Source organism: Pseudomonas kurunegalensis (assembly GCF_030291635.1).
GTDB lineage: Bacteria > Pseudomonadota > Gammaproteobacteria > Pseudomonadales > Pseudomonadaceae > Aquipseudomonas > Aquipseudomonas monteilii.
The window spans coordinates 5,361,275-5,374,940 of sequence record NZ_CP127871.1 but is presented as its reverse complement, the minus strand read 5'-3'; the positions used below and the strand labels follow the sequence as shown (position 1 = coordinate 5,374,940).

The 13,666-nt window shown below is 58.1% G+C and carries 8 protein-coding genes and 1 other RNA gene; 1 reads left to right on the top strand and 8 read right to left on the bottom strand.

Annotation, left to right across the window (positions count from 1 at the left end):
• Position 1 precedes the first annotated feature (1 nt).
• A complete protein-coding gene (locus QQ992_RS24570; RefSeq protein ID WP_286111360.1) occupies positions 2–2,104 on the top strand; it encodes a UvrD-helicase domain-containing protein in 2,103 nt (700 codons plus the stop codon).
• A gap of 987 nt (positions 2,105–3,091) precedes the next feature.
• Here QQ992_RS24570 and QQ992_RS24565 read toward each other — a convergent pair.
• The 8 genes from QQ992_RS24565 to lldD form a co-directional block, all read right to left on the bottom strand.
• Entirely contained in the window at positions 3,092–4,435 is a 1,344-nt protein-coding gene (locus QQ992_RS24565; protein ID WP_286111358.1) for a ComEC/Rec2 family competence protein, read from the bottom strand.
• A gap of 282 nt (positions 4,436–4,717) precedes the next feature.
• Positions 4,718–5,077, bottom strand: a complete 360-nt coding sequence (locus tag QQ992_RS24560) for a hypothetical protein (protein ID WP_286111356.1) — start codon at positions 5,075–5,077, stop codon at positions 4,718–4,720.
• Positions 5,074–6,054, bottom strand: coding sequence for an integrase domain-containing protein (locus QQ992_RS24555; protein ID WP_286111354.1), 981 nt, complete (start codon positions 6,052–6,054; stop codon positions 5,074–5,076). The genes QQ992_RS24560 and QQ992_RS24555 overlap by 4 nt, the downstream gene beginning before the upstream one ends.
• A gap of 941 nt (positions 6,055–6,995) precedes the next feature.
• Positions 6,996–8,252 carry an integrase domain-containing protein gene (locus QQ992_RS24550; protein WP_286111353.1) on the bottom strand — a complete coding sequence of 419 codons (1,257 nt, stop codon included), beginning with the start codon at positions 8,250–8,252 and terminating at the stop codon, positions 6,996–6,998.
• A 187-nt stretch (positions 8,253–8,439) separates the two neighbouring features.
• Positions 8,440–8,838, bottom strand: a transfer-messenger RNA (tmRNA) gene (ssrA, locus tag QQ992_RS24545).
• Positions 8,839–8,937: 99 nt separating this feature from the next.
• The gene (locus QQ992_RS24540) at positions 8,938–9,228 is read right to left on the bottom strand and encodes a PA2433 domain-containing protein (RefSeq protein ID WP_119371493.1); all 291 of its coding nucleotides are present in this window, start codon (positions 9,226–9,228) and stop codon (positions 8,938–8,940) included.
• A 377-nt stretch (positions 9,229–9,605) separates the two neighbouring features.
• Entirely contained in the window at positions 9,606–12,416 is a 2,811-nt protein-coding gene (locus QQ992_RS24535) for an FAD-binding and (Fe-S)-binding domain-containing protein (protein ID WP_286111352.1), read from the bottom strand.
• A 75-nt stretch (positions 12,417–12,491) separates the two neighbouring features.
• Entirely contained in the window at positions 12,492–13,637 is a 1,146-nt protein-coding gene (gene lldD, locus QQ992_RS24530) for an FMN-dependent L-lactate dehydrogenase LldD (protein WP_016712100.1), read from the bottom strand.
• Positions 13,638–13,666: the final 29 nt, after the last annotated feature.

The following is a 13,666-nucleotide window of genomic DNA, read 5'->3' as shown; positions in this document are numbered from 1 at the left end:
GATGGTTAGTGTTGCGTTTTCGGACAAATATTTTGACAGCCTGCTGAAGCTCACGCCGAACGAGCAAGCTCAGGCTAACAAGGCGGTCATGCTGTTCCAGCAGGATCCGCAGCATGGCGGTCTGCACTACGAAAAGCTGACAGCTTTCAGGGATGACAAACTGCGTTCGATCCGGGTGAACCAAGATGTTCGAATCATCCTGGCGACAGTGGAGAAACAGAACTTATATCTGATGCTCTACATAGACCACCACGAGCAGGCTTACTTTTGGGCGGCCCGTCGTAAGGTCGAGATCAACCCCAACACAGGCAGTCTGCAAGTATTTACTGTCCAGGAGCAAGAGTTGGTGGCGCCCGAACAGCCTGCCATGGTTGCACAGCCTGGGCTGTTTGATGCCATCCGCGATCGTCAGCTGATTCAGTTGGGAGTGCCGGAGGAGGCCTTGCCATTGGTGCGTAGCATGAAGATCGAGGCTGATCTGGACACGGCGCGCCTTAATGAGCAGATCCCGGCAGATGTACATGATGGCTTGTTCATGTTGATGGCTGGCGCCAGCTTCGAGGAGGCTTTCAACGAGGTTGTTCCGGTAGTTACACAGCAGGTGGATACCGACGACTTCACTACGGCATTGGCGCGCCCCGAGTCTCGCGCATGCTTTGTTGTGGCAGAAAATGAAGAGGCACTGCGGGAGGTGCTCAATCAGTCGCTGGAGAAATGGCGGGTTTTTCTGCACCCGGCGCAGCGGCGCTTGGTGGAAGGCAAGAAAAATGGCCCGGTGCGAGTGCTGGGCGGTGCCGGTACTGGTAAGACCGTAGTGGCCATGCATCGTGCTAAATGGCTGGCCGAGCATGTGGCCAATCCAAGTAATAAGGTGCTGTTCACCACCTTCACTCGCAACCTGGCGACGGATATCCAGCAAAATCTGAACAAGATTTGCAGCCCGACACAACGCGAGCGTATCGAGGTAATCAACCTGGATGCTTGGGTGATCAGCTTCCTGAAGAAGCAGGGCTATGACTATGGGCTGTTGATGAATGCCCAGCAGGAAAGGCAGCTATGGGAGCAGGCTTACTCCGATAAGCCAGCAGGCTCTGAGCTGAGTCTCGCATTCTTCCAGGAAGAATGGGCGAGGGTGGTTCAGCCCCTATCGATCATGACTGCCGATGAGTTCAAGACTGCTTCACGTATCGGTCGTGGCACTCCACTGAATAGACAGCAGCGTATCGATATCTGGCCTGTGTTTGAACGCTATCGACATCTGCTGTCGAGCAATTACCTCAAGGAGCCGGATGACGCTTATCGCGATGCGCGCCGGCTGCTTGAAGGCCGCGCTGAGCTCCGACCGGAGCTGTGCGCGGTTATCGTGGATGAGGCGCAAGATATGGGCACCCAGGCATTCATGCTAATTCGTGCGCTGGTACCGCCGAGTTCTAACGATTTGTTCGTTGTCGGGGATGGGCACCAGCGCATTTATGGCAAGAACAAGGTGATATTGGGCCAATGCGGTATCGATATTCGAGGTCGCAGTTCCCGCCTCAAAGTGAACTACCGTACTACGGATGAAACCCGAAAGGTCGCGGTTAGTGTGCTTGAGGGTGTGTCCGTGGACGATCTTGATGGTGGCGAGGATAGCAACGCTTATTACCATTCGCTGATGCACGGACCTAGTCCGGTCATCAGGAGTTTTGCCTGTATGGTTGAGCAGGTACGACAGGTCATAGGGGACCTTCAGGCCAATGATTTGGCCTCTGACAATTGCTGCGTGATCGCTCGTACCCGCAAGGAATTACTGGAAATTCAAGCTACATTCGAGAGCTGTGGCCTGCGCTGTCATATGCTGGATCGTGACAGTGCCTCCACCCCTGATGGTGCCATCAACCTGGCGACCATGCACCGGGTCAAGGGGCTTGAATTTGATGCGGTATTCATCCTCTCTGTGAATAAGGGCTTGGTCCCCCTGGACTTCGTGGTTAGCCAGGCAGCTGATCTGGTCACCAGACGCCAGAAGGAAAACGAGGAGCGTGCTCTCATTTACGTCAGTCTGACCAGGGCCCGAAAGCTGGCGTTTGTCTATGGGTACGGACAGATGAGTGAGTGGTTTTGAAATAGAAGACCACAGATGGGTTGTGAGGCATAAATCTTTAAGCTCTCAATGCGCGCTGGAGGCGATGCCTTGCTTTCGGTCGCATTGGCGGTCCAGTTTTCGCTTGAAGGTCGAAAACCCATTTCATTTCTAGGCGTCGGGTAATCAACTGATCAGTGAGCAGATAGTAATATAGGGTCTGCTCGCTGCGCTGTTTCAGTCTCTGTTTGAGAAACTAAGACAGTTGCTTCTGTTTCCAACCCCAATGCGGCACCAGACGAACGGTTTTTTGCTGAGAGGGCAGGGATCTCGCGGGGCCGGAATTTGGTTTTTTTGGCGTACATCAAAGGGTAGCTATAAATAAATCAGATAATTATGTTTTTTGGTGGAATTTAATTGAGAACGGCGGCGCGGATTTGATGATGAGCGTTATGAATATAAAGCGCCGAACGCTCTGCCTGATTAGTGGCGTTTTAGAGGGCTCGCAGGGGGGGGTATCGTCAGGTCTGCGCTTCGCTGAGGCCGCTCGCGAACGGCATCATACAGCCGATTCTGTTGAAAAAGTCGGCTTTGATTTCCACGGCAGAAAAGCGCGCGTCTGAGATAGAAGTCCGTGTTTTGCGCAGAAGGTTCAGGGCTCAGATTTGACGTAACAGCGTGCAAAAAAGGTGTTTTCACCACACAATGCATGGCTATCTAGGCCGGGGCGACTTTTTCAACAGAATCAGCCAATAGCCGTCATTCAGGAAAAACATGTAACGAGCCAGAGATACCGGTGATCGTGATCCTGAACCAGCCACAAACAATCTTCGCCCCTGTTTGGAAATATCACCTGACCCATCATTTATGGGCGTTCGTATCAAGCTACCAATCAATGCATGGAGATCGCGCTGAGCGCTTATGTACGCTCAGCGCAAGGGAGATTAGGCCCTACAGCGGTACAGTCGATTGGTGTGCTGTATAAGTTAGTTGTATCACCAGAAAAGACTCCTGCGGCCTACTCTCTGCTCAGACGGGACAATGAGAAAAGTGGTAATTGAGAGTTACCGTATTCCTATAGTCGGCTCTATGGACCTTAGCGGTAGGGAGGCTACTTAGATCATCACTCACAAACTTGTGTGGGAAATAGCCACCAGAACGATCTGGCACGCAGTGAACAAAATGGTCTGACGCAAATTTAGCCGCGACGCCAGGTGTCCAAGAGTCTTTAGAACCGTGATGAGGTACCTGCACAACAGCCAAGTTGTCCCAACGATCAATTCCATAATGGAACTGCATGGATGAAATAGTAGAGAAGTCTATTTTCAGGTCTCCCAGACAAAGTAAGCCACTCCGCTGCAAACTTGAGCCATCAGTTTTTTTGGGGGAGTCATACAGTATGCTTTCATGGTTAGGAAACCAGCCGCACGATTGAACCTCAATGATAGGCTGTACCATGAGACATAATGAAATGTTGTTTTTTTGCATGCCGGAACGACCGAAATGGCGTTCATAGACCTCTTTAAATTTAAATCTCCACTTTCGATCAATTGTTGCAGGGTTGTCAAGCCCAGAAGCCTTCAAAGCTATTTCAAGCTCAGTTTGCACAACTTCGATCGGTGCCCGCGATATTCGTGCCACCCGCGCTCCTGATTGAATATCAAAGAGATCTGGCTGGTCCGAATTGAAAAACTTAAACTCAATGGGGACTTCACCGAGACCGAAGCTGACTGAGTGACTCAGCTCCATTGTTGCGATACCGGATTTTTTAGTGCTGGCTGGGGGCTGAAATAAATCATCCAATGAAATCGGATAGGTTACTTCGCCATCCGTTTCATTAATAGACGGAGATTCAGCTCTTTCAAGCTTGAGCAAGGGGCCATGAGGAGTATCTGGTTTCGGGCCCTCATCCGGAGCCTTTGTTTCAGAATCACCTTTGACGAATATGATTGTATTGACCTGTTCAGACAGGCCATTGACTTTCAGCCACCTCACAGGATCGTGCTGAAATAGAGCCGTGGAAGCAGAACAAGATGACGCGTCCCCGATTGCAATTTGTTCCGCTTGTTGGAACAAGTCCAAGTAAGGTACTGCGAGCCAACGGATTTTTTTTGACTGTAAAAAATCCTTCACTCCGTTAACATGATCATTATCAAAGTGAGATATGACCAATAGATCAATAAGGTCGGGGATGAAAGGCGAAGAGTTCACGGCATCTAGAGCCGCTGTGAGGCTGGTGGTGCTCTTGGAGCCGCAGTCATATGCCCAACTGAACATCGGCGTCCCTCGGGCCTCATCCCATACCAATCCGGTGAAAAATGTACCGTGCCCTACGGCATGAAAGCACTGTTGCACGTGAAAATAGCGTTCCATAGCATACGTTTCCAAGTTTTTGACCGCGTTATGCTAACCCAACTTTACTAGCAGGGTAGCCTTTCGCCAGCATTCAGCTCGCTACCGGCGTTTCTCCACTAAGCACTTCTCTTTCGGATGCCTATACGTTTTCTAGGCGACTGCTGATATTTCCGAAAGGCCCCTATGGGTCCGGGCTGTGTGAAAACCCCGGGGCGATAAGGCTGGTTAAAAAACAACCTAGAATTTACGCTCCCATGCGAATTCTAGGTTGGCTGAGTAGCCAGCCTTTTCAGATTTCACTTAGGAACACGATCTTTCAGGAAGCGTTTGCGTTTTCACAGCCTGGGTCGAATGCGGCCGGTTCCGGTGGAGGGCAGTCTCTGCTCGAAGAACGAAAACCCACGACGCCCCTAAGCGTCGAGCGATCAATCTGACGGTGAGCACATAATAATAACGTGTGTAGTCACTACGCTGTTCCAAGCGATTCTTCAAAAACCAATCCAGATGCTTTCTCTGCCAACCCCAAGGCGTCTCCCGCTGCCACCGAACAGCTATCGCGGCCTGGATAACTCTCGCCTGCCGCAAATGCCGCTGCCGCGTCGCATGCGACCCCGTCAGTACGCCAGCCAAGAACAACTCCATATCAAAAGCCTTGGTCATACCCGCCCCCCAATGTAGGCAGCCACCACATCGATCCGACCGTGCCCCAGCTCATAGCTGATTTGCCTCCGGGCCTCACGATCAAGGTTCCTATCTACCAGGCAACACTGGCCATCGTTGATAGGTGCACGGTGTTGGGTGATTTGCTCATAGCGCTCACATGCATACGCCGCTCGTAGTTCATGGAAGCCATTGAGGTTGTGGGCATGGAGGATGTCCCGCGCAGGGCGGATAATTTGTTGCAGAAAATCCAAGTAGCTTTCGTTTGGCTCAATCAGGTTGTTGCTACCCGCAGGCGACACCTGCCGTGAAAACCCAAGTGCACCTCGAATATGCTCATCCACCGCAATCCAACGGGGCGCCGAGGCGCCGGCGCGGCCGCCTTTGGTGCCATCCTGAATGTTAATCCTGCCTTGGCCGTTAGCCTCACGGCTCAGCCGTGGCAGGTCAGCCAAGATAGCCTCACGCAAACGCATGCCAGTGGCTCGTGCCAACAGAACGATCGCGGCGGCCCGTAACTGATGATGGCTGCAAAGCGCATCGACGATCTGCCTGACCTGTTCGCGGTCTTGGCCCTGAGGCACCGAGTGACGAACCCCAGTGCGCTGCATACCCAACGCCTTGCTCGGGCTGGGCAATTTCACATACTGATCACCGCGAAGCGCTGCCATGGTCCTGTTAACGCTGGACAGCCGGTTTTGTGCGGTGCTGACAGCAAGCTCACCATTCTTAACCAAGTCGTGCAGGTACGCTGCGTAGTCCGCCAACATCTCTCGATCAATCTGCCGCGCATCATTGATACCAGGCCCCTGTTCGGAACGGCACCATTTGACGAATGCCTGCCAACGGTCACAGTGCGCCTTGACCGTGCCGTAATGGCCACCGCCAAACATGTCTTTCAGCGCCTGGGGTCCTGCGTAGCTCAATTGCCTGCCATAGCCGAAATTGCGACCATCGCGTCTACCCACCAATGCCATATCGGTCACCTCATCTGCCGTTTTCCGACCCTGCCCCACGTCATCCCGCCAAGAATGTTGAGTGTTATCAGGGATCAAGGCCCCTGCGACCTGTGGGGATGTCCTCTAGCGCGGGACTGGCGGCTCCTTACGTCCGGGAAGCAAGGGCATCTCATGATCTGGCCTCCTGAACACCGTTACCGGTGGGCGGGTGGAGGCAGCACTGGCTGACTAGACCAGCGCCTGAAGATCCTGAGCCGGGTGAACGCAGCAATGCGATGACCGGGGCATGCCTGACTGTCGGTCAGGTGCAGTCCATTCCTTGGTCTGCGGCACCATCATCTACAGCGCTGTTGCTGGTGACATCGGCGTTTGTCACGCCGATTGTCACGAGGGGGAATGCCGCAAAGCCTTGTGCGATCAGGGCTGCAGCAGTGGTAGAAGTGCCCGTCTCTTTCCAGAAGAAAGAGACGGGCACAGGTTGGCGCAAGATTCGGCCAAACGGATAGGTTGCTGCAGGGCAGCGAGGTACGGTGTATCTGGCGCACGAGCGCTATATGTGTAAGAGCATCCATCACATGGGTAGTGACCGTACGAGCTGCCGGATGCGAATCGTACTTGGGCTGAACCACCGCGGGGCGGCGTGACCTTTAAGGCTCGGGTCACCTGGGGTGCTGTCATCGACAGCCTTTGCACGGCCAGTTCTACGCCTGTGGATAAACCCGGTCAAGGGCTGAAATTAAGCACCCTTGAGGACGTGAAAAGCGTTTATCCATCGGTGGAATTACTTGGTAAATCCCGGACAACGTCGTGGCTTTTAGCTCTTCAAAATGAGGTCCATCCAAACAGGGCGGCTTTGCAGCCCTGTTTGGATGGACCCGCGCTGAGAAGCAGATAAGCGAGGCTGCTTGCCCCGAATCTTGGACGTTCAGTTGTTTCCGCAATTCTTGCGCCGTACAGAGCTAGCGGATCGCTACTACGTTCTTGTCTCTGACTTGACCATATGCTGAGGCAAGCAGGCTGCCGGTGGCGGCTTTCTGGATGTACTCACTCCACCAGCCCATCATCGGTCGTCTGCGTTCAATGTAGTCGGCTCGGTTGTAGGCGCTGCGCACCTCATCCTTGTCGACATGCGCCAGTGCGACCTCAATGAGTTCGGGGTCCCACCCATGTTCATTCAAGATGGTGCTGGCCATCGAACGCATACCGTGGCTGACCAATCGATCCTGAAAGCCCATGCGTTTCAATGCCATGTTGGCGGTCTGGCTATTGGCGTGGGTGCGTGGATTTCTATCGGCCGGGAAGACGTATTCGCGATGGCCGCTGTGAGCCTTCAGTGACTCCAACAGTGCGACAGCGTGATCGCTCAACGGGATGCTGTGTGGGCGGCGCTTCTTCATCCGCTCCGCAGGGATAGTCCAGACACGCCTTTCAAAGTCGATGTCTGCCCAGCGAGTAGTCGCCGCCTCGGCGGGGCGAGTCATCGTGTGCAACTGCCACTCGATCAGGCAGCGGGTGGTGCGTTTGATGCTGGCGTTCGCGATCTCCAGCATGAGCTCCGGGAGCTCTTCGGGTGGAAGCGCAGCCATGTTCTCTTTTTTGGGCTTCTTGAAGACTGCCCTGATGCCGCTGAGCGGGTTGGCGAAGATCAGGCCGGAGTTTACGCCGTAGGTCATGATCTCGTTTAGTCGCTGGCTGAGACGCTTGACCGTCTCCAGGCTGCCTTTCGCTTCGATTGGGCGAAGCAATGCGATCACCATCGGAGCGGTGATCTTCGTCAGTGGCGTCATCTTCAAATCGGGGAACACGTGCAGCGTGAGCGATCGCCAAATGTCCTCGGCGTAGGCCGGGGTGACCGAGTCTTTCTTGAGTTCAAACCAGGCGGTGGCCACGTTCTCGAAGGTGTGTTCGGTTTCCGCGCGTTTGGCTTCATTCAACGTATTGCGCTGCACCTTCGGATCGATGCCTTGAGCGAGCAGCTCGCGGGCTTCGACTGCCTTCTTTCGTGCATTCGCCAGCGACAGTTCGGGGTAGGTCCCGAAGCCGATGTTGATGCGCTTTTTGGTCACCGGTTCGCGGTAGTTGAAATTCCACAGCAACGAGCCGTTGCTGCGTACGCGGAGCTGCAAACCGTCACCGTCCGTGAGGACGTAATCCTTGGACGCGGGTTTGACTCCCTTGAGTTGTCGATCGGAGAGGCGGAGGTTTTGAGCAGGCATGAGATTGTCCTCAAGCACTGATTCGGTATTCCAAAGATTAGCACTGGGTGAGCTGGAATACCGCCTGGAATACCCGAATGGCTGGACCTCAAAAACTCTTGAAAGACCGCAAAAGCGCTGGAGGCCGCGTATTTACTGGCTTCCAGGCACAAAAAAAGACGTCCGTGGACGTCTTTAGATGGTTATTTGGTGGAGCCGGGGGGATTTGAACCCCCGTCCGCCAGTACTCCGCTGTCGGTACTACATGCTTAGCCGTGTCTACTGATTTAATCCGCAGCCGCCCGACGGGCAGGGTGCTTTGGATGAGTTGTGTAAGTTTTAGTCACTTCGCCCACAACGTGCTACGCGACGATCCTGTTCTGTATGACAATCAGTTCGGGTTTACAGGCATCCCCTAGTGATTGCTGGAGCCGAAGCTACCAGAAGCAACGGGTCAAGAGGGCCGCTTACGCAGCCAGCTTGTACTCCGCGCCGTAGTTTTCGTCATTGGCAACTATAAAAGTTGCAACAGTGGATTTACGAGTTCTGTTACCAACTCGGCATGCACCTAGAGTTTCGCTACCGGCGTCGAATCCTAATCGGCCCCACACTAGCTCTTGGCTAACGCACCTTACGGCACGTGAGGCGGAGTATACGCCATTGCGCGGGCGACGTCGACAGCCGGTCTAGTCGCCCGCTTTCAGGGTTACGCACCACCGCTGCCGGTGCCGCTGCCTTTCTCGGTTTTCTCCAGGCGCTCCAGCACTTTGCTGGTGATGGCGATGCATTCCTTGGTGTCGCCCGAGGCCTGGGCGGCTTTGGCTTTGTCGACGTGCTCGGTGATGGCCTTGTCCAGGCCTTCGGAGGTGGCGCCGGCGGTGGCCATGCTGTCGTCGATCTTTTGCAGGTTGATGGTGCAGAGGTCATCGGCGGCAAACACCGGCGAAGCCAGCAGGGTGGCGGCCGCGAACAGGGCCGAAAGCGCGGTACCTTTCATGGGTGTCTCCTCTGGGGCCTCTGGAAGGTGGGCCTGTAAGGTGGACTGTGGGGGATTGGCGGGGGTTCAATCGGGATAGGGGCTGCTGGTGCTCGCCTTTGTTTCTATAGCGCCTGGGAGATCGAGCGCCGCCCGCGCGGCGCATCGCGAGCAAGCTCGCTCCTACATCTGTTTCGGGCCAGTAACGCCTGCGCCAGCGCGCGCGACCACCTTGTTTGTACGGCGCGATATCGAGCCATGCGCCAAGGCGTTCGCGCGCAAACCCCACAGGAATAATTGGCCCGAAACAAATGTAGGAGCGAGCTTGCTCGCGATGCGCCGCGCGGGCGGCGCTCGATCTACCAGGCGCCGCAAACCTAACGGCGAACCCCTCCAGCCTAAATACTGCGCGGCCGGGTGACGCGGTCCACCAGGTAGACCAGGCCGTGGTAGTCGATGCCGCTATGGCTCGACAGGCCGATCTCGCAGGTGCGGCTGGTGGAGATGCCTTCGCTGCAATACTGCACCGCATCCTTCAGGCTGCGCAGTGAGTGGGCATTGAGCTCGGGGGTGGTGAAGCCTTTGTCGCCGGCAAAGCCGCAGCAATGAATGCCCTCCGGGATCACCACCTGTTTGCTGCAACGTCGCGCCAGGTCGATCAAGGCCTGGCTCTCACCCAGGTGCTGGGTGCTGCACGTCACGTGTACAGCCACCGGCTCGTCCTGGGGGGTGAACTCCAGGCGGTCGAGCAGGTGTGTGCGGATGAAGCGCACGGGGTCGTACAGGTCCAGCCGTGTTTCGCCCAGGTCTTGCACCAGGCGCAGGGTGCAGGGGCTGGTGTCGCAGTAGATCGGGTCAAGGCCGCCGCGGCTGGCGTGCAGTAGGGCGTTGATCAGTTCCTGGCGCTTGTGCTCGGCCTGTTCGGGGTAGCCCTTGGAGGCGAACGGCTGGCCGCAGCACAGGCTGTCGGCGTTGTCGGGGAACACCACCTGATAGCCGGCCTTTTCCAGCAGGGCGCGGGTTTTGTCCAGCAGCGAACTTTGCTCGCGGTCGGCATAGGCCGGGCCCATCACCCGTGAAACACAGGCGGCCAGGTACACCACGCGGGGGCGGGCGTCGTTGCTGGCCGGGCCGAAGTCCAGCGGGCGCAGCGGCTGTGGCATGGCCGGGGTCCACTGCGGAAGGCGGCCTTTGCTGGCTTTGCTCAGCGACGCGGTCAGGCGGCCCAGGCGGGGGGCGCCGAGCAGCTTGCGTGCGGTGTTGGCGGCAGTCAGGGTCAGGCGGGCGCCGCCCAGTGCGGTGTGGAAGTGCTCGGCCAGCCAGTCAGCGGTCTTGCCGTGGTCGGCAGATTGGCTGCGCAGTTTTTTCACCAGTTCGCCGGTGTTGATGCCGACCGGGCAGCGCTGGGCGCACAGGCCGGTGGCGGCGCAGGTGTCGATGCCTTGGTACTGGTAGGTCTGCATCAGTTCGCGGGTGTCGATGCCGGCGCGCTGCTTGGCCTTGATGTCACGCCACATGACGATGCGCTGGCGCGGGCTGAGGGTCAGCCCCTTGGACGGGCACACCGGTTCGCAGAAGCCGCACTCGATGCACTTGTCGACGATTTCGTCGGCGGCAGGTAGCGGTTTGAGGTTCTTCAGGTGGATGTCCGGGTCTTCGCTCAGCACCACGTCAGGGTTGAGGATGCCGTTGGGGTCGAGCAGGCGCTTGAGCGTCCACATCAGCTGGTAGGCGTCATGCCCCCATTCCAGCTCCACGAACGGCGCCATGTTGCGCCCGGTGCCGTGTTCGGCCTTCAGCGAGCCGCCGAACTCCACGGCCACCAGTTGCGCCACGTCGTCCATGAAGGCCTGGTAGCGGGCGACTTCCTCGGCGCTGTTGAAGCCCTGGGTGAAGACGAAGTGCAGGTTGCCTTCCAGCGCGTGGCCGAAAATGATCGCCTCGTCATAGCGGTGCTTGTCGAACAGCTGGATCAGGCGGTTGACGCCTTCGGCCAGCTGCTCGATGGGGAAGGTCACGTCTTCGATGATGACCGTGGTGCCGGTCTGGCGCACGGCGCCGACAGCGGGGAAGGTGTCCTTGCGGATTTTCCACAGCTGGTTGTACACAGCCGGGTCTTCGCTGAAGTCCACCTGTTGTTCCAGCGGGAAATCGGCGATGGAGGCCATTACCTGTTGCAGTTGCTCGTGCAGCAGGCTCTGGCTGGCGGCGCGGGACTCGATCAGCAGGGCGCAGGCGTTGTCCGACAGTCCTTTTACCCACAGCGGCATGCCGGGCATGTTCTGCACCGAGCGCAGGCTGCGGCGGTCGAGCAGCTCCACGGCCGAAACCGGCTGGCGCTTGAGCACGGTGACCGCGCGGCAGCAGCTTTCGACACTGGGGAACACCAGCAGGGCACTGGCCTTGTGCGGGTGGTCGGGCACGGTGTCGTAGGTGACGGCGCTGATAAAGCCCAGCGTGCCTTCGGAGCCCACCAGCAGGTGCTGCAGGATGTCCAGCGGCTGGTCGAAGTCCACCAGTGCGTTCAGCGACAGGCCGGTGGTGTTCTTCAGCCGGTATTTGTGCCGAATGCGCTCCGCCAGTGCCGTGTTGGCGCGGGTTTCGCGGCCCAGGCGGGCCAGCGCCTCCAGCAGGTCGGCATGGCTGCGTTCAAAGGCGGCCACGCTGGCCGGGTCTTCACTGTCCAGGCGGGTGCCGTCGGCCAGCACCAGGCGCAGGCCGGCCAGGGTGTGGTAAGTGTTTTGCGCGGTGCCGCAGCACATGCCACTGGCATTGTTGGCGACGATACCGCCGATCTTGCAGGCGTTGATCGAGGCAGGGTCCGGGCCGATCTTGCGCCCGAAGGGGGCCAGCCAGGCGTTGGCCTGGGCGCCGATGACGCCGGGTTGCAGGCGGATCTGCTCGCCCTGGCCGCGAATTTCTTTACCCCCCCAGCTATCGCCAAGCACGATCAGCACCGAGTCGGTGATGGCCTGGCCAGACAGGCTGGTGCCGGCGGCGCGGAAGGTGACCGGCACCCGCTCGCGCTGGGCCAGTTTGATCAGGCCAACCACTTCGTCTTCGGACTCGACACGCACCACCAGCTTGGGGATCAGCCGGTAGAAGCTGGCGTCGGTGCCAAAGGCCAGGGTGGAAGTGGGGTCGTCGAAGCGGCGTTCGGCGGGTATCAGGCGCTCGGCATCACGCAGGAACGCGGCGGGCAGGCTCATGCAGTCTCCTCGCGGGGCCGTGGCGTCTGTGCGCCACATGCCCCGGGTCAATCAGGCGGTCGTTCTTGCAGGCGGTCAGGCGCCCAGTTCGCGTACCAGCGAGTCGCGGGTGATCTCGCTGATCGACTTGGCGCCGGTCAGCACCATGGCCACGCGCATTTCTTTCTCGAACAGCTCCAGCAGGTTTTTCACGCCGGCCTGACCATGCACGGCCAAGGCGTAGAGGAAGGCGCGGCCGATCAGCACGGTGTCGGCGCCCAGGGCGATCATGCGTACCACGTCGAGGCCGCTGCGGATGCCGGAGTCGGCGAGAATCTTCAGGTCGCCTTTGACCGCGTCGGCAATCGCCGGCAGGGCGCGGGCACTGGACAGCACGCCATCGAGCTGGCGGCCGCCGTGGTTGGACACCACGATACCGTCGGCACCGAACTTGACCGCATCGCGGGCGTCATCGGCGTCGAGGATGCCTTTGATGATCATCGGGCCGTCCCAGTACTCGCGGATCCACTCCAGGTCTTTCCAGGAGATGGACGGGTCGAAGTTGTTGCCCAGCCAGCCGATGTAGTCGGCAAGGCCGGTGGGGTTGCCACGGTACTTGGAGATGTTGCCCAGGTCATGCGGGCGGCCCATCACGCCGACGTCCCATGCCCATTCAGGGTGGGTCATGGCCTGCAGCACGCGGCGCAGCGGGCCGTTCTTGCCGCTCATGCCGGAATGGGCGTCGCGGTAGCGGGCGCCGGGTACGGGCATGTCGACGGTGAACACCAAGGTCTTCACTCCGGCAGCCTTGGCCCGCTCCAGCGCGTTGCGCATGAAGCCGCGGTCTTTCAGCACGTACAGCTGGAACCACATCGGCCGGTCGATGGCCGGGGCCACTTCTTCGATCGGGCACACCGACACCGTAGACATGGTGAACGGGATGCCGTGGGCGGCTGCCGCGCGGGCGGCCTGCACTTCGCCACGGCGGGCATACATGCCGGTAAGGCCGACCGGGGCCAGGGCCACGGGCATGCTCAGCGTTTCGTCGAACAGTTTGGTCTCAAGGCTGAGCTCGGACATGTTGTTCAGCACGCGCTGGCGCAGGGCAATGCTGGCCAGGTCCGACACGTTGTGGCGCAGGGTGTGCTCGGCGTAGGCACCGCCGTCGGCATAGTGGAACAGGAAAGGAGGCAGCTTGCGTTGGGCCGCGGCGCGATAGTCGGTAGAGGCAGAAATGATCATGGATTCTCGCAGCGTTGCTTGTGGGGAGT